Origin of the sequence: Paenibacillus sp. FSL R5-0470 (assembly GCF_037975205.1) — a bacterium.
Taxonomy (GTDB): Bacteria; Bacillota; Bacilli; order Paenibacillales; family Paenibacillaceae; genus Paenibacillus_AQ.
The window spans coordinates 5168657-5190033 of sequence record NZ_CP150238.1; the positions used below are offsets into that span (position 1 = coordinate 5168657).

Here is a 21377-nt window from a genome sequence, read left to right on the forward strand (position 1 = left end):
TTTATTAAACCCTAGGCATAGCGGAACGGTCTGCGTAAACGCAAACCGCCCTATGCATCTTTATGAGATTAGTTCAATTGTCCGACAAAAGCAGGCATGGACTGTGACGAGAAGTTAATCGTCTGCAGCATTCTGAGAAGTGCCGTCACTGTATCCAGTGAAGTCATACATACGACGCCATTCTCAACCGCTTCACGGCGGATACGGAATCCGTCACGTTCCGGTGTTTTGCCTTTAGTCAGTGTATTAAAGACGAAGTTGGCTTGCCCACCACGAATCAAGTCGAGAATGTTTGGCGCACCTTCATCCAGTTTATTCACATTCATTACGTTGAGGCCTGCTTCTTCAAGCGCTTGTGCCGTGCCTCCAGTAGCAATGATTTTGTAACCCATGGAGTGGAAGCCTTTCATAAGTTCCACAGCTTCTGCTTTATCTTTATCTGCCACCGTAACGATGATAGCGCCTGTCGCTGGAATTTTCATCCCTGCTCCGATCAGACCTTTGTATAAAGCTTTTGCGTACAATTTATCACGGCCCATAACCTCACCGGTTGATTTCATTTCAGGTCCGAGTGTAGGTTCTACTCTGCGCAGTTTGGCAAAAGAGAACACTGGCACTTTAACCGATACATAATCGCTTTCCGGCCACAACCCTTCTGTATAACCGTCATCCTTCAGCTTGCTGCCGAGAATGATTTTGGTTGCCAAATGCGCCATTGGAATTCCTGTCACCTTACTCAGGAAAGGAACCGTACGCGAGGAGCGTGGATTTACTTCGATTACGTATACTTCGTTCTGATAGATAACAAACTGGATGTTGACCAGTCCAATCGTCTTCAGTTCCTTAGCGATTTTAATTGTGATCTCAGCGATTTTCTCTTTTAGACCTTCATCCAGATATTGCGGAGGATATACGGCGATAGAGTCACCGGAGTGAACACCTGCGCGTTCGACATGTTCCATGATGCCTGGAATAACTACTGTCTCACCATCACAAATCGCGTCTACCTCAACCTCTTTACCTAGCATGTAACGGTCAATCAATACCGGATGCTCCGGATTCACTTTCACCGCTTCTACCATGTAGCTAAGCAGTTCAGTATCGTTATATACGATTTCCATTGCACGTCCGCCTAGTACGTAGGAAGGACGTACCAGCACCGGATACCCAAGGGATTGTGCAGTTTCTACAGCTTGATCCACGTCGGTAACCGTCTTGCCTTTCGGTTGAGCGATATCAAGGCGTGCCAGCAAAGCTTCGAATTTCTTACGGTTCTCAGCTTCATCAATGCTATCAAGGCTAGTTCCAAGAATCTTCACACCAGCAGCACTTAGAGGTGCCGCAAGGTTAATCGCTGTTTGACCTCCGAATTGAACAATAACTCCAATCGGATTCTCTTGCGCAATTACGTTCATGACATCTTCGAAGAATAATGGTTCAAAGTACAACCGGTCCGAAGTATTAAAGTCTGTAGATACAGTCTCAGGGTTATTATTGATGATAACCGCTTCATATCCAGCCTTTTGAATGGCCCATACCGCATGGACTGTGGAGTAATCGAACTCAATCCCTTGACCGATCCGGATTGGACCAGATCCCAGCACGATAACCTTTTCCTTATCAGAATGAATGACCTCGTTCTCAGTCTCATAAGTCGAGTAGTAATAAGGTGTAGAAGCTTCGAACTCAGCCGCACAAGTATCTACCATTTTGAACACAGGTGTTAAACCTTGCTCCAAACGTAGCGCGCGTACATCAGCTTCTTTGGTGAATTTCCCGTTCGCTTGTCCTTCTGCACGAATCTCAGCAATCGCACGGTCTGTAAAGCCTTTACGTTTCGCTTGGTATAGAGTTTCCGCAGACAACGTTTCTTCGCCGCGAATAACCTCTTCAAAGTTAATCAAACCTTCAATTTTGGAGAGGAACCACCAGTCCACGTTCGTAATATCCTGGATTTCTTGCAAACCGTAACCACGACGGAAAGCTTCAGCAATCAGGAACAGACGCTCATCGTCAGGCTTCGCAAGACGTTCACGCAGCACGCTCTCTTCCAGTGTCTCTGCACCTGGCAGACGGAACCGGTGAACACCAATTTCCAAAGAACGAATCGCTTTGTGAATCGATTCTTCAAAAGTACGGCCGATCGCCATTACTTCGCCTGTCGCTTTCATTTGCGTACCCAGCTTACGGTTCGCATGAATGAACTTGTCGAACGGCCAGCGTGGTATTTTACTTACAATATAGTCAAGTGTTGGCTCGAAGCATGCATAAGTCTGTCCGGTTACCGGATTGACGATTTCATCCAGCGTGTAACCCATCGCGATTTTGGCAGCCATTTTGGCAATTGGATATCCAGTTGCTTTGGACGCCAGAGCCGAGGAACGGCTGACACGCGGGTTTACTTCGATTACATAATATTGATAACTTTGCGGATCAAGTGCGAATTGTACGTTACATCCACCTTCAATATTCAGGGCGCGGATGATTTTGAGCGAAGCTGTGCGCAGCATTTGGTATTCGCGATCCGATAACGTCTGGCTAGGTGCCACAACGATACTGTCACCTGTATGTACGCCTACAGGATCAAAGTTTTCCATGTTGCAGACAACGATACAGTTGTCATTAGCATCACGCATAACCTCGTATTCAACTTCCTTCATGCCGGCAATACTCTTCTCAACCAGACATTGTCCGATCGGGCTGTAACGAATTCCTGCTTTGACAGTTTCACGCAGCTCTTCTTCGTTATCGCAGATCCCGCCGCCAGTGCCGCCAAGTGTATAAGCTGGACGTACAATCAGAGGGAATCCAATTTCCTCAGCGAAATTCATTGCTTCATCTACAGTAGTGATAATGGTGCTGTCCGGTACAGGTTGATCCAATTCACGCATTAGATCACGGAACAAATCGCGATCCTCTGCTTTCTCAATGGAATCAAGCTGTGTACCGAGAAGCTTAACATTCTCTTGCTCAAGTACACCTGCACGAGCCAATTCTACAGCCATATTTAGGCCAGTTTGACCGCCCAGCGTTGGAAGCAATCCATCTGGACGCTCTTGGCGAATAATCGCAGTTACGAATTCAAGCGTAATAGGCTCGATGTACACTTTATCTGCAATATTTGTATCTGTCATAATCGTTGCTGGATTGCTGTTAATCAGTACGACTTCCACGCCTTCTTCTTTAAGGGCTTGGCAAGCCTGAGTTCCTGCGTAGTCAAACTCCGCTGCTTGGCCGATGACGATCGGTCCGGAACCGATCACTAGTATTTTTTTAAGTTTATCGTTCTTTGGCATGTTATAGAGCTCCTTTCACGGCTTCAAGCTGTAAGTTAGTTTTTGGCGCCGTGATTCTGGCGTTTGCCGCAAGTTGTGCCTGACGTGAAACAACAGGTGTCTTTGCTTTATGATCGGCAATCAATTGGAGGAAGCGATCGAACAAGTAGCTGCTGTCATGTGGTCCTGGCGCCGCTTCTGGATGATATTGCACCGAAAATGCTGGGTAACGTGTATGTTTAATACCTTCAACAGTCTTATCATTATTATTAATGTGAGTAACTTCTAGTTCAGTGTTCTTCACAGATTCCTCATTCACGGTATAACCATGGTTCTGGGAAGTGATGAAGCAGCGTCCGCTTTCCAGTTCCTTCACAGGGTGATTCCCACCGCGGTGACCGAATTTCAGCTTCTCTGTATCCGCTCCACAAGCAAGTGCAAACAACTGATGACCAAGGCAGATGCCGAAGATCGGATATTCACCAAGCAATTCGGAAATCGTCTTGACAGCGTGAGGTACATCTTTAGGGTCCCCAGGGCCGTTGGACAGTAGGATACCATCTGGGTTCAGACGGCGAACTTCTTCCGCTTTTACATCATGTGGCACTACAACAACATCACAACCACGTTCGTTAAGCTCACGTAGGATACCAGCCTTCGCACCGTAATCCACAAGTACAATTCTTTCTTTGTTGCCTGGGCTGCTGTACGAACTTGCAGTTGATGTACGAGCTACCTGATTGCGCAATTCCTCAATCGTAGTATTTCCCATCATTTCCATCAGTTCCTCTACACGTTTGTTAGAGGTGGTCAGGATCGCTTTCATTGTTCCGTAGTGGCGAATAATCCGAGTCAACATCCGAGTATCAATCTCGCTGATCCCTGGAATATCGTATTCTTTCAACAAGTCGTCCACACTATATTCAGCACGCCAGTTACTAGGTACTTCTTCATGACGGCGCACTACAAAGCCGTGTACGAAAGGTCGAACAGATTCAAAGTCATCCCGAGTAATCCCGTAGTTCCCGATCAATGGGTAAGTCATAGTAACGATTTGTCCGCAATATGAAGGGTCAGACAGCACCTCTTGATATCCTGTAATTCCTGTATTAAAAACAACCTCGCCTGTCTTTTCGCCCTCAGCGCCAAATGCGGTACCTGTAAATAAAGTTCCGTCTTGCAGCAGCAATCTCGCCTGCATTCCATTCCACTCCTTCTTGTTTCTGTAGTCTAATGCTTATGCCTTACAAGCCTTCCGGAGTGAACGTGTACACAATCGCTGCATCCGTAAAGATCAGCAACTCCGCCCCACCAGTCCGCTAGTTTTTCTCAGTCCATACGGCTTTGCCGTCTACCCATGTCATTACTGGCCAGCCCTTAAGCTTCCAGCCACCAAAAGGAGTATTCCGTCCTTTACTTGCGAAAGATCCTGGGTCTACTTCTTTCTCCTGCTCCAAATCAATCAGTGTCAAATCTGCAGGAGCTCCGATATCCATCACACCGGTGTTCAGTCTGAATACCCGTGCAGGATCAGCAGTCATTCTTTGTACTAGTAAGGATAAATCCCATTTCCCTGTTGCTACAAACGCTGTGTATAGTAGTGGGAAAGCTGTTTCGAATCCAACGATACCAAAAGGTGCAAGTTGCATGCCTTTAGCCTTCTCTTCCTCACTATGCGGCGCATGATCCGTAACAATCATATCTAGTGTGCCGTCAAGCAAACCTTCGATACATGCTTCAACATCGCGGCGGGAGCGAAGCGGCGGGTTCATTTTCCAATTGGCATCAAGGCCTGGAATATCTTCTTCAGAGAGCAGCAAGTGATGCGGACACACTTCAGCAGTCACTTTAATGCCGATTTCTTTCGCTTGGCGAATCAGTCGCACCGATTGTTCAGTACTTACATGGCACACATGGTAATGAACGCCTGTCGCTTCAGCCAGCAAAATATCGCGTCCAACATGGATGGCTTCTGACTCATTTGGAATTCCTTTCAGGCCATGCTTTCTTGCGAACTCACCTTCGGCTACACAGCAGCCTTCAACCAGTGAATTATCCTCGCAGTGAGCAATGACTGGCATATCCAGTGCTGCGGCGATGTTCATAGCATCCTTCATCATTTGAGCACTTTGCACGCCCACGCCGTCGTCGGTATAACCAATAGCTCCAGCTTCTTTAAGTGCTGCAAAATCAGTCAGCTCACGTCCGAGCTCATTTTTCGTAATGGCTGCATAAGGAAGTACTTTAACGAGTCCAGCTTCACGCGCTTTGTCTTTGACAAATTGTACGATTTCCGGGGTATCTGTTACTGGACGGGTATTAGGCATACAAGCGATGGTTGTAAATCCGCCTTTGGCAGCCGAACGACTTCCGGTTTCCACGGTTTCCTTGTGTTCAAATCCCGGTTCGCGTAAGTGCACATGCATATCAATGAGTCCTGGAATGAGCAGCTTGCCTTCAGCATCAATGATCTCTCCAGCCTCTGGAGCAGCTTCATTTCCATCGATTAAGGCCGAGATAACACCTTCTTCAAGTACAATATGTTTCCGCTCTAACAAGCCTTCCTTAGTCAATACGCTGGCGTTTCTAATAATCACTGTCATGATTCTACCTTTACCCACAGATCCCGGCTGCGGGCCCTCTCGTTATTATATAATAAAAATTCATGTTTGTGTATATTTATTAGTCCTTATTCATCATCATTCTTTGAACTTTATAATAAAGCTCTTTCGAGAACTGCCATCCGAACCGGAACCCCATTAGACATTTGCGGAAAAATCCTTGATTGACTGCTCTCTACAACTGCATCATCAATCTCGACATTCCGGTTAACCGGAGCTGGGTGCATAATGATTGTATCTTTTGCGAGCTTAGCTGCGCGTTCTTCCGTTAAACCATAATGTCTGCGGTAATCTTCCGCGGAAAGTACGATGCCAGAAGAATGACGTTCCAGCTGCACACGAAGCATCATGACTACATCTGCTTTAAGAGCTTCTTCTATCGTTACATAAGGTGCGTATTCCATAAGCTCAGGAGCCTTCATATTCTCCGGTGCACAGAATTGCACTTTAGCCCCTAGCTTTGTAAGTCCCCACAGATTGGAGCGTGCTACCCGGCTATGCATGATGTCCCCGATAATAGAAACCGTAAGACCCTTTAAATCTCCAAACGTTTTGGTCATGGTGTAAAGATCAAGCAGCGCTTGTGTTGGATGTTCATTGTTGCCGTCACCCGCATTAATAAGCGGTATGGACACCTTCTCAGCTAACTGCTGCAGCACACCTGCAGGCTTCAAACGCACAACTCCGGCATCGATCCCCATCGATTCCAGTGTGCGTACTGTATCGTAGATCGACTCCCCTTTTTCTACACTAGAAGCTGCAGCCGTAAAATTCAGTACTTGTGCACCCAGTCGTTTCTCTGCCATTTCAAAGGAGAAACGAGTGCGTGTGCTGTTCTCAAAGAACATGTTAGAAATAAAATGCGAGTTCAAAATGGGAGTTAGCTTCTCGCTCTGATTGTCCCAGTATGCCGTTCTGTCCAGCAGCCCAGTGATTTCCGACCGGTCAAGCTCTTTTATTCCCAGCAGACTACGTTCCTTTACCTTGGTAAGTGTCATGATGTTATCGTTCCTCCCGGTTTGAAATAATGTAGACCTCATCTTTGCCGTCGTATTCCTTCAGCGCCACTTCAATCTGCTCATGCTTTGAGGTAGGTACATTCTTACCGATGTAGTCTGGTCGGATCGGCAGTTCGCGGTGTCCACGGTCAGCCAGTACTGCCAGTTGAATCATTCGTGGGCGTCCGCAATCCATCAAAGCGTCCATCGCTGCGCGGATGGTGCGTCCGGTGTAAAGCACATCGTCGAACAAAATGACCTTCTTATCATGGATGCCATCACTGCCGGAAGTAATAATGACGTTACTCTTCACTACCGCTTCACTGCCTCCTACTTCACGGTCATCCCGATAATGCGTGATGTCGAGTTCGCCGTAAGGAATCTCGACGCCTTCAATTTCCTTGATCCGCTCAGCGATACGCTGTGCTAGGTATACGCCTCGTGTCCGGATACCGACCAGCAGACAATTCTCAATCCCTTTGTTCTTCTCCAAAATCTCATGAGCAATACGCGATAATGCCCGGCGGATCGCCGTTTCGTCCATAATTACATTTTTCTCAGTAACCATAATCTTGTCACCCTCCACTTGTTTCGCCTGTTCAAGTTCCTGGAAATCAAAAAACTCCTTGCCTATTAACAGGCAAGGAGTGAAATCCGCAGATGAAGAAGATGGTGGCCACGCGCATAAAAAGACAGTCCGGTGTATACACACGGATACCTTTCTAAGAGTCGCGAACCTCGATTCACGTTACCTTGCCAGCCTCACAGGACTGAATTAAAGGCGCTATTCATTTAATGAGAATTATGACAGAACAAACCCTGCATGTCAACTTTATCTGCCTAAACTACAACACTTTCCAAGCCTGCTTCTATTAACAACAAAAGGAAGGCGGTATTATAGGGAAAACCGGAAAACCTCCCTATAAATTAAAGGATTTCCTTGAATACAACCAAATATGCTGAAATAGAGGGGGAAATTCCCTATATTCTAGCGGATTGAAGCTAAAACACAAAATTAGAGGGAAGAATTCCCTATCTTACAGTAGCTCTATTCTACAGTAGTCTAGTCCACAGTAGACTAGCCACTACATAAAGAAAAGCCACCCAAGGTTTCCCTTAGGCGGCTTCAATGTCTAACTAATGTTTAAAATTCAAACTCCACATCGCTTAAGCGTCTTTGGATTTCAGAGATGACACGTCTTTCTTCCTCTTCCCCTTTAGCAATAAAGGTAACAGAGAAACGTACAAACGGACCTGCATCATCCCAAGGCACGGTGGAGATTAGCTTCTCACGAATCAGGAATTGCGAGAAATCCTCACCGGATTCGAAACGGCGACCACCTTTGACACCCTTAGGTGCTGCAACATAAAGGAAGAAGGAGCCCTTTGGTTTCTCAGCTTGGAAGCCCAGGCTGTTCAGTGCATCTACCAACAGGTTGTGACGACGAGAATACTTGGCAGCAATCGCTTCAGTAATCTCTGGATGAGCAAGACCGTAAGCCGCAGCTTTTTGAATCGCGATAAATTGACCGGAATCATTATTATCCTTCACATCACTGAAGGCTTTAACCACTAAAGGATTCCCTGCAACAAAGCCGATTCTCCAGCCAGTCATATTGTAGGACTTGGACAAGGAATGCAGCTCCACGCCAACATCCTTAGCACCTGGCACAGAGAGGAAGCTAAGCGGCTTCAAACCGTCATAGGTCAAGGCAGCATATGGTGCATCGTGGATAACGACTACATCATATTTTTTAGCCCATGCAACTACCTCAGCAAAAAACTCAGGAGTCGCACTAGCGCCCGTCGGATTGTTTGGATAGTTCAAGTAAAGAAGCTTGGCTTTATGAGCAACTTCTTCTGGAATTTCGTTCAGATCTGGAAGGAAGTTATTCTCCTTCTTCAGCTCTACTGTAAACACTTGTCCACCCAAGTATTTAGTGTGTGTACCCAGCACTGGATAACCCGGCACCGTCATGATCGTAATATCTCCTGGGTTAATGAAGCAAGAAGGCAACATCGCCAGTGCAGGCTTAGAACCGATCGAGTGAACTACCTCCGTAACGGGATCAATGCCTTCAACACGGAATACGTCCCGCAAATAATCAGCAGCAGCTGTCTTAAACTCAACAATTCCATTGTCCGCATAACCACGGTTCTCTTCCTTAGCTGCTTCTTCAGCAAGCTTAGCCACGATACCTGCATCAGCCATCTCATCTGGCTCGCCTACACCCATATCGATCAATTCAATATCAGGAAAATCCTGTTTTGCGGATGCTTTAGCACGTTTGATTTTCTCGAATTTATAAATCGAAGTGTCCTTGCCGTAGTTCGCACCGCCGATACGGTCTGCAAAATTAGTCTGAATGAAGCTGTCTTGGTATTGTTCAATACTCATACTTTCATCTCATCTCCTGGCTATCTATTCTAATTTTAGAAGAAACGGCTTCGCCGTCCCTTGGATGGCTTATGTTTCCCAGAGATCCGTTTCTGTGATAAAAAATAAGGATAAAGAATAAGGCATAACCTTCTCTTTATCCTTATGTTATTAAATATGATGGAAAGCAGAGTTCAATACCATAGACTAATTATCACTTCATTTGTACTTATCTGCTGCGCAATGTGAACAGAACATCTTCCATGTCTTCCGGAATAGGTCTGCTGAATTCTTTATATTCACCTGTCGTAGGATGAATAAATCCAAGCACCGCCGCATGTAAGGCCTGTCCATTCATAGCTGTTCCTTTACTGCGTCCATAAATCGGATCACCCACAAGCGGATGACCAATGAATTTCATATGCACTCTTATCTGATGCGTGCGGCCAGTTTCCAGCTGCAGCTCCAGTAGTGTACAGTCACCGAAACGTTCCATCACTGTAAAATGGGTCACAGATTTCTTGCTGTTCTTTTCCGTTACAGTGTATAGCTTGCGATCATGTGGATCTCTACCGATCGGAGCGTCAACCGTTCCTTTGTCATGCGACAAATTGCCGTGTACAACTGCTATATAGCGGCGTGTTACACTGTGCTCTTTAAGTTGTGCTGCGAGCGACGCGTGACTGGCATCATTTTTAGCCACCATAATAAGACCAGAGGTATCCTTATCAATACGGTGTACAATACCTGGACGAATCTCACCATTAATACCGGACAGATCCTTGCAGTGATACATCAGTGCATTTACCAAGGTGCCTGACGGGTGCCCGGCAGCCGGATGTACAACCATACCACGCGGCTTATTTATAACAATGACATCGCTGTCTTCGTATACAACTTCAAGTGGAATATTCTCTGGGATCAAGTCTGTAACTTCCGCTTCTGGTACGACAATGGAAACTTTATCGCCTTCTGAGAGCTTATAGTTAGCTTTAACCGGTGCCCCATTAACCGTAACATGGCCACCACTGATCCACAGCTGCACCTGAGAACGAGAAATATCCTCTTCCCAAGATTCCGTTATATATTTATCGATTCGCTCCCGCGCGTTCTCTGCTGAAACGGTCCACTCCGTGACGTCCCTCTCTTCTTCGCTCGTAGATGCCGCTTGGTGATTGACGTCTTTACTCAAATCATTCATTCCCTTCTTTTACTTCCTTTGCTTCTTTTACTTCTTTGATTTCCGTGATTTCTTCACCATTCTTAAGATCGCGGAAGGAATCCAAAAGAATCAACCCAACCCCAATGACGATACATGAATCCGCAACGTTAAAAATCGGGAAGCTATAGCTTCCAAAATTAAACAGAAGGAAATCGACAACCTCACCACTGATCATCCGGTCTAGGAAGTTACCTATCGCTCCACCCAGAACAAGTCCAAGGGCAACCGATAGCATCTTCCGCGAATGTCTAGTTTTGTTCAAGTACCAAACGATACCTGCAACCACTACAACCGTAACTAAAAAGAAGAACCATTGCTGACCTTGTAGAATCCCAAAAGCAGCCCCGCGATTACGATGTGAGGTAATTAGGAAGAAATTCCCGATCACCGGAATCTGTTCCCCAAGCTCCAGACGTGTGGCAATGAGATACTTCGTTCCCTGATCCACCAAAAATACAATAAGAGCAATCAAATAGTACACCACAGAAGTTGTCACTCCGTTCTTATTTTTCCCGCCAAATGCGGTACGAATACTGTTATAAGACTTGTATATTGTAGCACAGCCCTTAGAAGATCGTCTATTGCGTGACACCTCTCGGGCGCTTAATCTTGGGGACTATTTTCCATCGCTAAAATAACGCCTCTCAGGTCAACCTAACAAAGAACCATCCGGTGCAAATCGGTTTGTCGGAAGGATTCTTAAAAAAGTACAGAAAGGAGCTTACTCATCATGACGCACCTGACAGTACAGCAGCTCTCAGAGCTACGCGCCCGATTAGAAAAAGACCGTGATACTATTCAGCACAGGCTTCAGAATAATGAAAATTACGGCTTACAGGAATCCATGCGGGATGGCACCGGAGAACTTTCCGAGAATGACAACCATCCTGGCGATGCAGCCACCGATTTGTATAACCGCTCCATGGATATTTCACTGCTAGAGCGGGACGAGCATGAGCTGGATGATATTGAAGCTGCTCTCAACGCTATGGATGAAGGCACCTATGGGATATGTAAAGCTAGCGGTAAACCGATCCCTTTTGAGCGTCTATCCGCTATTCCCTCCACGCTTTATTGTAAAGAGCATGCCCCACGTCAAAATGCACCTTTTACTCGGCCAATTGAAGAAGAATTTTTGTCTCCTCCATTTGGGCGTACGAGTCTCGATGAACGAGAGGATCAAAATGGCTTTGACGGTGAGGATGCCTGGCAGATTGTAGAAAGCTATGGAAACTCCGATTCCCCCGCCATGGCGGAGGGCAGCAACATTGACTCCTATAATGATATGGAGATTGAAGCCGATGAGCTTGAAGGCTGCGTAGAGCCTTGGGAGAACTTTATCGCCACCGATATTACAGGCAACAATGTAGTTGTAGTACCGGGACGTAGCTACGAGCGTTACAAGGATAGTGGCGAGGGAAGTTACATGCTTGATCCGCTCGAAGGCGAGGAGTAAAAGCATTGTCCCCCGCAAGAAAAATGAACAGCGTGCGGTTCCAGTTTCATCGTGGAATGGCCCGCTGTTTTTTTTATATTTTCTGCGCTATGTCATTTTGTTAAGAAAATGTTCAGATTCAGCTGGTAAACTGATCTAACGGATTCTGAAATCGACATAAAAGGAGTGTAACGTTAGTGAATCACGACTATTTTAAAAATGTGCAGCAACTCAGTCATGAAGATGACCGACGATATTTATTATTAATGAGAGGCTTACGCATCATACACGAGGAAAAAAAGCAGCGCAGCCCTCTCCAAAGATTAAAAAAGGAAAGGTACGGACTGGGGAGAAACATAGAAGCCCAAGGCTGGATAAATCCACCAAAGAAGATTGACCGAACCCTAATCCCTTCAACAAACCAAATAAAGACGGCTTCGCCTTAACAAGCTATTTGAATTCCAGCTGACGCTGAACAATTCGTACAATATCCGCAATATAATCTCCGATGATCGGTAGATTCAATGCTCCAAGTACCTGAAGAACATAGATGATCGTTGCCGCAAAAAAAGTAAAGCCTAGCGCAATCCCTACTCCACGAGCCGCTCCATATAAAATATTTTTCCAAATTAGAGTCCAAGGTGAATATAACAGCTCCGTATACTGATAAATTCGTGATTTCTCTAAGATATGGGCCCATTCAAAGGTTAATCGATACATTGTATTCATTTTTTCTTCCAGTGGAATGTCTTCTGGATTGCGATGATCTGCTGTTAAACGCTCAGGGTTTTCCTCAGGAATAACCTTTTTCTCCGCTCCCTTATCTGGGCTGTTCTTGTTGCCGGATGTCTTGACGGAGATTCTGTTCTTCTGATCCTCCACAGCCACAGCTCCTCTCATACGTCTATATTCGCCACAAAGTAAACGAGCCCGGTCAAAGAGAATACATCTCCTTGAGCACGAGGCTCGTTATTTTCGCGGGCGAAATATAAAGACTATATTTCCCGCATAAACAGAAGTTCTCTGTTTACACTTGTGCCGCTAGTATATGCTGTTTTGGGACAGGTAATGCAGATTTACACTTCAATATGGATACCGATGGATTTACCACCGACATCTACCGTTTCAAAAGCGTGTTCTCCGCCAAAATCAACCGTAGTCACAAGTACATTGTCTCGCAATACATTCTCAAAGGCTGTAACTGCTGCTTTAAGCTCATCGTCTACACTCAGCGTGAGTGCGATCCGTTTCTCGATCGGCAGATCCAAACGTTTACGGTAATCTTGAACCGCACGAATGATCTCACGAACCCAGCCTTCTTGTTCAAGCTCAGGTGTGATTTCGGTATTGAGCGCAACCGTAATTCCATATCCGGAAGCTGCGGCGAAACCTGCTTTAGCTTCTTTTTCAACGAGTAGCTCTTCAGAAGTGATCACCAGTTCTTCTCCCTCTGGCGTCGCAATCGCGATTGAGCCATCTTGCACTGCTTTGCGGGTAGAGTCACTGTCCAAAGCTTTTAGGAAGCCTTGCAGGAAGCCGACGTTTTTACCGTATTTTTTACCGGCAACTTTAAGATTCAGCTTGAGTGTGAAGTCAACAAATCCACTATCGCTAGTCTCTAGCACGATGTTCTTGATGTTGATCTCGTCTTTGATGATCTCTTCATACTCAGCCAAATGGAAGTCACGGTTCATCGAAACGATCAGCTCAGACAGCGGTTGACGATTCTTAATGCCTGTTTCGTTACGCACATTACGCGCCAGCTCAACGATTTGTCTCGCACTTTCCATATCCTCTTCCAGCTCTTTATCGATCAAGCTCTCATCAGCAACCGGATAATCTGCTAAATGCACACTTTCTCCGCCGCCAAGATTCGTGAAGATATCTTCAGACAACATCGGTGTAAATGGAGCCATCAAAGACGCTGTCTTCAAAAGCACATGGGTCAGTGTACGGTAAGCATCCAGCTTATCTTCACCTAGACCACTACCCCAGAAACGGTCACGGGAACGACGGATATACCAGTTGCTCAGCTCATCTATAAAGTTCTCAATGCCTTTGGATGTATTCACGAAGTCATTTACTGCAAGTCCTTTGTCTACCAAAAGAATCAAGCTGTTCAGACGGGACAAAATCCAGCGGTCCAGCTTATGTTCCGATACTTTAAAAGGATGATCGGCAGGATCATAACCATCGATGCCTGCGTAAAGCGTCAAGAACGCATGCGTATTCACCAGTGTATCTACAACTTTGGATTTGGTTTCCCCTACAAGGCCACGAGAGAAACGTTTGTTATTCCACGGTGCACTATCGGATAGAATCGCCCAACGGAAAGCATCCGTGCCGTAATCGTTCATGATATCCCAAGGATCAATAACATTGCCTTTTGATTTGGACATTTTTTGACCATTCTCATCAAGGATATGACCGTGAGCAATAACAGCTTTATATGGAGCTTTACCTTTAAACAAGGTAGATACAGCTAGTAAGCTGTAGAACCATCCACGTGTCTGGTCGATCCCTTCACAGATCATATCCGCTGGATATTGATCATTCAGCTTATCCTCGTTCTCAAATGGATAATGACTTTGCGCAAATGGCATCGAACCACTATCGAACCAAACATCGATAACTTCTGGTGTGCGAACCATCTCTGCCCCTTCGCTGAAAGGACTGCGTAACTTGATCTTATCTACAAAAGGCTTATGCAGCTCGATATCCTCAGGTACATCGCCAATCGCCATCGCTCTCAGTTCTTCAATGCTGTGTGGAGCGAACTCTTTGCCCGTTTCTTGACATACCCAAACATTAAGCGGTGTGCCCCAGTAACGATTACGGCTGATATTCCAGTCCACCAGTTCATCCAGGAACTTCCCGAAACGGCCTTCACGTACATGATCAGGATACCAATCTACACTGTTGTTGTTAGCAATCAGCTGATCTTTGATCGCTGTAGTGTTGATGAACCAGCTGTCTGTTGCGTAGTACAAGAGTGGTGTATCACAACGCCAGCAGAACGGATAGCTGTGCTCGTATTTTTCTTTGCCGTAAAGCAGTCCTTTTTCAGACAAAGCTTTAACGATATCCAAATCGCAATCTTTCACGAAGCGTCCAGCAAAATCAGATACTACATCCGTATACTTACCGGAATTATCAACCACGTTCACGAAGCTGATGCCGTTCTCGCGGCAAGTCTTGTAGTCATCTTCACCATGCGCTGGTGCCATGTGTACGATCCCTGTACCACTGGAATCTGTAACGAAGGAAGCACCTACGATGACATTGCTTTTCTCTGCCTTGATGTATCCGAATGGAGGAGCGTAAGTTTTACCGATAAACTCGGAACCTTTATGTGTAGAAAGGACTGTGTGCTCGCCTTTCATTACTTCCTCCACCAAATTTTTGGCAACAATGTAGATACCGTCTTCTTGTTGTACACGTACATAATCCATGTCAGGGTTCATGGCTAACGCCATATGTGCTGGCAGCGTCCAAGGTGTAGTCGTCCAAGCTAGTACGTAGTCTCCACTGTCATCCAGTTTAAACTTTGCAGTCGCACTGAGATCCTTAACAGTCTTGTAGCCTTGGGCTACTTCATGGGAGCTTAAGGTAGTCTGACAGCTTGGGCAGTAAGGACTAACGCGGTGTCCGCGGTAGAGCAACCCTTTGTCATGCACAGTAGCCAAGATGTTCCACACGCTCTCGATATACGTGTTATTCAAAGTTACGTAAGGATTATCTAGATCCGTCCAGTATCCGATACCCTCTGTAAATTCGCGCCATTGCTTCTCATAACCGAAGACGCTGTCTTTACATTCCTGAATGAATTTTTCTACGCCATATTCCTCGATCTCTTGTTTGCCGGAGATGCCAAGCTTCTTTTGTACGCCTAGTTCTACTGGCAAACCATGTGTATCCCAGCCCGCTTTACGTACCACGCGGTAACCTTTCATCGTTTGGTAACGACCGATGAAATCCTTGATTACACGGCCCAGCACGTGCCCGATATGCGGTGCACCGTTCGCTGTTGGAGGACCTTCGTAAAATACATAGTTCGGACGTCCTTCACGATTCTCCATCGATTTACGGAACGTATTTTCGTCGCTCCATTTCTTGAGTATGCGGACATCTCTTGCCCGCGCTTTTTCTTTGACATCTACTTTTTGCATGTGATGGTCAATCCTTTCATGGTTTAGTCTTTAAAGCTCTTTTCGATCCTTGGGCAGTCTGATTCAGCTCTTGCCTTCGGTACCCAAGCCGCGATCCCGCAGGGCAGCACTGGCTCGGGGTGCCACTGGGACCGGCGAGTGAAACGCCGGTCTACTCTAGCAGTGAAGGCCCCGCAGGCGAACCCGCCAGGGGAGCCTAAGAAGGGCCGCTCCTTCAGCCACATAAGTCCGTTCGCTTCCACCACCGTACCCGTTTGCACGAGGCTTTACATTGCGGGTGTCCAGAGGGCGGCAGCCCTTTGGGGTCCCCCTTAGAAAGGGGGATTTAGGGGGATGGCCACCCCGGAACAACAAAATAAGCGTCATCCCACCCCCAAAGGGGCGAGACAACGCTCGCGATACCACCCTAATTCTGCGCATGAGCACATCCTTAAGGGGAGTGTATTCAGCACAATCTCAGTCCTGCGCGTAAATCTCATGCACAGGTCCGGTGTAACGTCCGGCGGACGGCTAAGCTTACGCACGATCAACGCTTCAGCTTAACTTCTAGGGGAAGATCTTCCGGCAGGGTTCGAACAATCGGCTCTCAGCAATCGCCGACTCTCTGGAGAACGTTACCTTGTCGTACTTGTCCCGTCATCGAATACATATAAACATTATACAGATATGTTCTATTTATAGACTTTTTAAGTCTAAATGTCAACAACCGCTAGCGAAATCCACATTAGGAGTATACCTGTGCAGGCGGAATACTTTATTATGATCGATTTTAGCGGAAAATAAAAATAGAGGGAATAACTCCCTCTATTTAGCCGATTATAGCATGAAATTATAAATTAGAGGGAATTCCCCCCTATAAATTCAATCAGCATTCATTCATCATAATGCATTAGATACGATGTAGAACATCATCCTTAAAGGTTACGTTCTCGCTTGCCTCACGACTCTCCAAGGCATTCCAGTCATCCTGTGACAACAGCTCGAGCTGTGCTTCCACCAATGTGCGGAAACGAGTGCGATAGATCGAAGCTTGCTTACGCAATTCTTCAGTCTCAATAGCAACCTTACGGGATTTGGATAACGCTTCGTTAATAATCCGATCCGCGTTCTTTTCCGCTTCCTTGATAATGAGCTGCGATTCCTTCTTGGAGTTGTTCTTCACATCATCCGCCGCTTCCTGAGCGACTAAGATCGTTTTCGATAAACTCTCTTCAATATTCACAAAATGATCTAAACGCTCTTGAATGGACAAAAGCTGATTCTGCAGCTCTTTGTTCTCACGGATGACACTTTCGTAATCCTTAATTACTTGATCCAGAAATTCGTTGACCTCGTCCTCATCATAACCGCGAAGTCTCCGAGAGAACTCCTTGTTATGTATATCGAGCGGTGTTAATGGCATGCTGTGCACCTCCTAGAAATTTCGGACCTTCTAAGTCTCTGAACCATACCTGCGCAGCAGACAAAGAAGAAAGACTGTACTTCAAGTAAAGGCAGAGGATGTATCGACGTTCCAACTGCCATTCATGGTTCGCCTCTTTTATAAAATATCGGCGTCCTGCTTTAAAAATGTTTGATTCCCTCGAAATAATCAATTTCGACAAGTAAAGCCGGATTCCTGCAAGGGATTCACACAAATTTACCAACCTGAACACGGTATCGGCCCTTTTTCGTCAAACTACCAACCTCTAGAACCTTGAATCGACCAAATCCTTGAATAGATACCATGTCACCATCTTTAAGTCCGCAGGAAGGGTCTTCTTCCACTTTCCAATTTACCCGAACGCGCCCAGCCTTGATGGGAGCAAGAATTTTGCTTCGACTAAGCCGTGTTACATCTGCGGCTATGCCATCCAATCGTAGGGACGCTACAGTCAAATCCATCATTTCCAGCTTCACCTCACTATTACGCAAGGCAGAAAGTGGCAATACCTCCGTGCTCACCTGTATTCGGTGTACTCCAGTTAAATTCATGTCTAAATAATCTGCAATATCTGCAGCTACTACCACATGACAACCATCGTCCAGTACATGAATATCACCGATTTTTCCACGTTTTACTCCAAGACCCAGAATAGAGCCCATGTAGTCCCCATGCTCTAACGCCAGAAACTTTTGCTCACCAGAGGTTATCGCAAGAACGCTCAGCTCCATGTCCTCATGATCCAGATCACGGTAATCAGGTGCAATGAGTGCTCGCTTCCGCTCTGCCTCAGGGTGGCCGCCTTCCCATCTAACGATAACATCTGGATGTCGATTGACGAGACTTTGCAGAATAAATCCTTGGCGCGGATCTAGAAATTCGGTCAGTTTCGTCTCATGATATTCTCCCGCATGGGTAACCCACTCCCAAGCCTTGTCCACAAATTGTCTTTCATCGGGATGAAAATGCCCGTAAACTTCTGTCTTCATTACTTCTGCCTAAAAAATTAAGTGCAAAATGGATTTGAGTCCACCTGCCGCAAATTCCAAGACGAATAGTGCAATGATCGGGGAAATATCAAGCGTACCAAAGAGTGGCGGAATAAACCGACGAAATGGTGTCAAATACGGCTCAACAAGCTTGCTCAGCAGTTCTCCGATAAAGTTCTCACGAACGTTTGGTAACCAAGACATCAGTACGTAGAAAATAATCATGTAAAAATAAATATTAAACAGCATATCAATAATGTAATCAATTTGGGGCAAAGCTCATTCACCTCATTCTGTTATAGTCTGGATCGTCACCTAGGATTTCCGTAATGGCACCTTGAATTTCAACGGTATCTGGTGTGCACATAAATATATTGCCCCCAATTTTAGAGATTCCTCCCCCAAGGGCATAAACGGTTCCACTTAAAAAATCAATAATTCTCATTGCCTGATCATTACGGACACGCTGAAGATTGATCACTACCGTCCGGTGAGAACGGAGATGGTCCGCAATTTCCTGAGCCTCATCGTACGAACGTGGCTCATAAAGTACAACTTTTACATTCTTCTGCGAATGGATACTGACAACGTTGCCCCTTTGATTTTTGCGGGTTTCGACAGGGGCTGGCTCATACTCATCCTCTTCGTGGATTTGCTCCCGCTCCACAACTTCTTCTTCCTCCTGCAAGCCCAAAAAACTCATAAATCGGTTCATAACGCTCATCACGATCCCTCCTAATGGCCTACTAACACCGTACCTAGGCGTACCCAGGTGGCTCCTTCCTGTATCGCCACTTCAAAATCATTCGACATTCCCATTGATAGCTCCGTAATCGGTTCAGGTGTCAAAGCAAGTTGATTGAGCTCATCGCGCAGCTCACGAAGTCCGCGAAATACAGGGCGGGTAAGCTCCGGATCACCTTCTAAAGGTGCCATCGTCATTAGTCCAATTACTTTTACACGATCTAGACTAGCAATTTCACGCAAAAATCCAGGTACCGCCTCAGGCGACAGACCAAATTTCGTATCTTCTCCAGAGATGTTTACTTGAAGAAAGACATTCACTTCTTGATCTGCGGCAATCGCCTTTTTGTGTAATTCTTGCGCCAGAGATATCCGGTCCAAAGAGTGTATATATTGAAACTTGCCAATAACGTCTTTAACCTTATTGGTCTGCAAATGCCCGATAAAATGCCATGTCCCTTGGTCCCCTAAAACCTTCCATTTGTGCTCAGCATCCTGCCAGCGACTCTCGGCAATATGCTCCAGGCCTGCCTCCAATACGGAGGACACCATTTCCAGAGAAACATATTTCGTCACTGCAATTACCTTGACGTCATTTCGATCCCGGCCGCTTGCCGCGCAGGCACGTGCTACACGTTCCTCTACCTCAGCAATTCTCTCTTGCAGTGTTAAAGCCAACTTTCAACTCTCCTTTATTCCGATCCAGCTCGTCATCCTGCCTGTAACCCCATCTTCTTTACGATAAGAAAAGAACAAATCTTGATTACAGCTTGTACACCAAGATGTACATTCGATATGAGTCGGCAATATTCCTGCTTTAATCATAATGCGTCGATTCATTTCTTTCAAGTTTAGCATGTATTTGTTCTCATCTGTGTCAGATGTTCTGTACAGCTCCACAGTACTGGCTGTTTCTGTTGGCTTAGTCAGATCACCTTCCAGTCGATGAACATGCTCCATCACATAATCGTCCACCTCATAACAGCAGTCACCAATGGATGGTCCGATCGCAGCAATAATGTCCTGCGCATGGCTTCCGTAAATGGTCTCCATTTTACTCACCATAGCGGCTGCAATCTGGGCCACAGTTCCCTTCCAGCCAGCATGGGCAAGACCGACGACTTGGTGCACAGGATCATAAAAATAAAGGGGTACACAATCCGCATAAAAAGAAGTCAGAAAAACTCCCGGTACATCCGTAAGCAAACCATCGGTTGCCTGAAATGCCGAGGTTCTATCCTTTTGACCCCGCCCACGATCGGCTTCCCTTACCACTGCTATTTCTGCTCCATGGGTTTGTTCTCCACAGGTCCAAGCTTCAGGTTTGAAATCAAGAGCTTTCGCAAGCGCCCTACGATTCGTTAAGACATCTTCCGGAGCATCCCCAACATGAAATGCACAATTCAGGCTGTCATAAGGCTTTTTGCTAGCCCCTCCCTGTCTACCCGTAAAACCTGCTGTAATTTCTTTATGCTTCACACGCCAAGGCTCCAGATGGAGCAGCATAAGTGTTTCCTTCCCCTGCACAAACGGTTCCATATCCTCACCTCCGCCTTAGTGTACCACATGTAAATACCCCTACAAAATGCCGCTTAAGCTAGAACATCAAATTTACTAACTTTTAAGCCATGCCATTTCGAATCATTTTATAAAAAACAAAAAACGCACCTAATTAATAAGTGCGCCGTTCGCCTCGGTCCCCTCGTTCCAAATACATCGTTTCTCGTTCGTCCTGCCCTTGAGGCATTCTTGATTCTTCAATCTTCACAAGCACTACATCAGACCCGATTTTGACAATATTTCGCCATGGAATAATCAGATCGGTTCCGCCTCCGAACAACCCCATAAACCGAGTGTATCCGGGAATTACGATTGCATCAATGACACCTCGGCGTAAATCAAGCTCTAAGTCACTGATTTGGCCCAGCCGCTTGCCGTCCACAATGTTAATAACGTCCTTAGTCTGAAAATCAGAGATTTTCATTTTTTTGGCTGATCCTAAATAATCCTCGTTCATCTCACCACCCCTGTACAATCAGACCTATAGTCCAATATATGTTATGAAAGCTTGGCCACATGCATGAAATATCCCCACAAAGTGAGGCTATGCTTAGATGCTTACCA

The 21377-nt window shown here is 45.9% G+C and carries 18 protein-coding genes and 1 other annotated feature; of the genes, 1 reads left to right on the forward strand and 17 read right to left on the reverse strand.

Going from position 1 to position 21377, the window contains the following annotated elements; translation table 11 throughout:
- Window positions 1-68 precede the first annotated feature (68 nt).
- The 8 genes from carB to lspA form a co-directional block, all read right to left on the reverse strand.
- Window positions 69-3296 (reverse strand): carbamoyl-phosphate synthase large subunit, encoded by a 3228-nt coding sequence (gene carB, locus MKY99_RS22925; RefSeq protein ID WP_339266539.1) that lies wholly within the window; start codon window positions 3294-3296, stop codon window positions 69-71.
- Window position 3297: 1 nt separating this feature from the next.
- On the reverse strand, window positions 3298-4476 hold the full coding sequence (carA, locus tag MKY99_RS22930; RefSeq protein WP_042190808.1) for a glutamine-hydrolyzing carbamoyl-phosphate synthase small subunit: 1179 nt from the start codon (window positions 4474-4476) through the stop codon (window positions 3298-3300).
- A 118-nt stretch (window positions 4477-4594) separates the two neighbouring features.
- The gene (locus MKY99_RS22935; RefSeq protein WP_042190810.1) at window positions 4595-5878 is read right to left on the reverse strand and encodes a dihydroorotase; all 1284 of its coding nucleotides are present in this window, start codon (window positions 5876-5878) and stop codon (window positions 4595-4597) included.
- A gap of 110 nt (window positions 5879-5988) precedes the next feature.
- A complete protein-coding gene (locus MKY99_RS22940) occupies window positions 5989-6894 on the reverse strand; it encodes an aspartate carbamoyltransferase catalytic subunit (RefSeq protein ID WP_042190812.1) in 906 nt (301 codons plus the stop codon).
- 4 nt (window positions 6895-6898) lie between these two features.
- Window positions 6899-7462, reverse strand: coding sequence for a bifunctional pyr operon transcriptional regulator/uracil phosphoribosyltransferase PyrR (gene pyrR / locus MKY99_RS22945; RefSeq protein WP_042130202.1), 564 nt, complete (start codon window positions 7460-7462; stop codon window positions 6899-6901).
- A 576-nt stretch (window positions 7463-8038) separates the two neighbouring features.
- Window positions 8039-9292: an LL-diaminopimelate aminotransferase gene (locus tag MKY99_RS22950; RefSeq protein ID WP_042190817.1), complete on the reverse strand. Its 1254-nt coding sequence runs from the start codon at window positions 9290-9292 to the stop codon at window positions 8039-8041.
- 208 nt (window positions 9293-9500) lie between these two features.
- The gene (locus MKY99_RS22955; RefSeq protein ID WP_042190820.1) at window positions 9501-10472 is read right to left on the reverse strand and encodes an RluA family pseudouridine synthase; all 972 of its coding nucleotides are present in this window, start codon (window positions 10470-10472) and stop codon (window positions 9501-9503) included.
- Complete coding sequence (lspA, locus tag MKY99_RS22960; RefSeq protein WP_042190823.1) at window positions 10465-10977, reverse strand: signal peptidase II; 513 nt, start codon at window positions 10975-10977, stop codon at window positions 10465-10467. Before lspA ends, MKY99_RS22955 begins: the two co-directional genes overlap by 8 nt.
- A 246-nt stretch (window positions 10978-11223) precedes the next feature.
- Between lspA and MKY99_RS22965 the strand changes: the two genes are divergently transcribed.
- Window positions 11224-11949, forward strand: coding sequence for a TraR/DksA C4-type zinc finger protein (locus MKY99_RS22965; protein WP_042190825.1), 726 nt, complete (start codon window positions 11224-11226; stop codon window positions 11947-11949).
- 429 nt (window positions 11950-12378) lie between these two features.
- Here MKY99_RS22965 and MKY99_RS22970 read toward each other — a convergent pair whose 3' ends face one another.
- The 9 genes from MKY99_RS22970 to MKY99_RS23010 all read right to left on the reverse strand — a co-directional run bounded on the left by MKY99_RS22970 (window position 12379) and on the right by MKY99_RS23010 (window position 21270).
- A complete protein-coding gene (locus tag MKY99_RS22970; protein ID WP_042194357.1) occupies window positions 12379-12675 on the reverse strand; it encodes a DUF5665 domain-containing protein in 297 nt (98 codons plus the stop codon).
- A 329-nt stretch (window positions 12676-13004) separates the two neighbouring features.
- Window positions 13005-16097, reverse strand: a complete 3093-nt coding sequence (gene ileS, locus MKY99_RS22975; protein ID WP_339243110.1) for an isoleucine--tRNA ligase — start codon at window positions 16095-16097, stop codon at window positions 13005-13007.
- Window positions 16098-16471: 374 nt separating this feature from the next.
- Window positions 16472-16746, reverse strand: a binding site (T-box leader).
- Between the two features lie 240 nt (window positions 16747-16986).
- Window positions 16987-17499 carry a DivIVA domain-containing protein gene (locus tag MKY99_RS22980; protein ID WP_042130215.1) on the reverse strand — a complete coding sequence of 171 codons (513 nt, stop codon included), beginning with the start codon at window positions 17497-17499 and terminating at the stop codon, window positions 16987-16989.
- Window positions 17500-17726: 227 nt separating this feature from the next.
- A complete protein-coding gene (locus MKY99_RS22985) occupies window positions 17727-18509 on the reverse strand; it encodes a YlmH/Sll1252 family protein (protein ID WP_042190831.1) in 783 nt (260 codons plus the stop codon).
- Window positions 18510-18518: 9 nt separating this feature from the next.
- Window positions 18519-18758 carry a YggT family protein gene (locus MKY99_RS22990; RefSeq protein ID WP_042194359.1) on the reverse strand — a complete coding sequence of 80 codons (240 nt, stop codon included), beginning with the start codon at window positions 18756-18758 and terminating at the stop codon, window positions 18519-18521.
- 34 nt (window positions 18759-18792) lie between these two features.
- Window positions 18793-19233 (reverse strand): cell division protein SepF, encoded by a 441-nt coding sequence (gene sepF / locus MKY99_RS22995; protein ID WP_042190833.1) that lies wholly within the window; start codon window positions 19231-19233, stop codon window positions 18793-18795.
- An 11-nt stretch (window positions 19234-19244) separates the two neighbouring features.
- Window positions 19245-19931, reverse strand: coding sequence for a YggS family pyridoxal phosphate-dependent enzyme (locus MKY99_RS23000; RefSeq protein WP_042190837.1), 687 nt, complete (start codon window positions 19929-19931; stop codon window positions 19245-19247).
- Window positions 19932-19934: 3 nt separating this feature from the next.
- Window positions 19935-20792 (reverse strand): peptidoglycan editing factor PgeF, encoded by an 858-nt coding sequence (gene pgeF, locus MKY99_RS23005; protein ID WP_339266544.1) that lies wholly within the window; start codon window positions 20790-20792, stop codon window positions 19935-19937.
- A gap of 133 nt (window positions 20793-20925) precedes the next feature.
- Window positions 20926-21270, reverse strand: a complete 345-nt coding sequence (locus MKY99_RS23010) for a YlmC/YmxH family sporulation protein (protein WP_076284758.1) — start codon at window positions 21268-21270, stop codon at window positions 20926-20928.
- Between the last annotated feature and the right edge of the window lie 107 nt (window positions 21271-21377).

Excerpts from the sequence above, each read along its gene's own strand:
- carB (WP_339266539.1), bottom strand. The coding sequence starts at position 3,296 with ATGCCAAAGAACGATAAACTTAAAAAAATACTAGTGATCGGTTCCGGA.
- pyrR (WP_042130202.1), bottom strand. The coding sequence starts at position 7,462 with ATGGTTACTGAGAAAAATGTAATTATGGACGAAACGGCGATCCGCCGG.
- MKY99_RS22980 (WP_042130215.1), bottom strand. The coding sequence starts at position 17,499 with ATGCCATTAACACCGCTCGATATACATAACAAGGAGTTCTCTCGGAGA.
- carA (WP_042190808.1), bottom strand. The coding sequence starts at position 4,476 with ATGCAGGCGAGATTGCTGCTGCAAGACGGAACTTTATTTACAGGTACC.
- MKY99_RS22950 (WP_042190817.1), bottom strand. The coding sequence starts at position 9,292 with ATGAGTATTGAACAATACCAAGACAGCTTCATTCAGACTAATTTTGCA.
- pgeF (WP_339266544.1), bottom strand. The coding sequence starts at position 20,792 with ATGGAACCGTTTGTGCAGGGGAAGGAAACACTTATGCTGCTCCATCTG.
- MKY99_RS22940 (WP_042190812.1), bottom strand. The coding sequence starts at position 6,894 with ATGACACTTACCAAGGTAAAGGAACGTAGTCTGCTGGGAATAAAAGAG.
- MKY99_RS22990 (WP_042194359.1), bottom strand. The coding sequence starts at position 18,758 with ATGCTGTTTAATATTTATTTTTACATGATTATTTTCTACGTACTGATG.
- MKY99_RS22965 (WP_042190825.1), top strand. The coding sequence starts at position 11,224 with ATGACGCACCTGACAGTACAGCAGCTCTCAGAGCTACGCGCCCGATTA.
- ileS (WP_339243110.1), bottom strand. The coding sequence starts at position 16,097 with ATGCAAAAAGTAGATGTCAAAGAAAAAGCGCGGGCAAGAGATGTCCGC.
- MKY99_RS23010 (WP_076284758.1), bottom strand. The coding sequence starts at position 21,270 with ATGAACGAGGATTATTTAGGATCAGCCAAAAAAATGAAAATCTCTGAT.
- MKY99_RS22955 (WP_042190820.1), bottom strand. The coding sequence starts at position 10,472 with ATGAATGATTTGAGTAAAGACGTCAATCACCAAGCGGCATCTACGAGC.
- MKY99_RS22935 (WP_042190810.1), bottom strand. The coding sequence starts at position 5,878 with ATGACAGTGATTATTAGAAACGCCAGCGTATTGACTAAGGAAGGCTTG.
- sepF (WP_042190833.1), bottom strand. The coding sequence starts at position 19,233 with ATGAGCGTTATGAACCGATTTATGAGTTTTTTGGGCTTGCAGGAGGAA.
- MKY99_RS22985 (WP_042190831.1), bottom strand. The coding sequence starts at position 18,509 with ATGAAGACAGAAGTTTACGGGCATTTTCATCCCGATGAAAGACAATTT.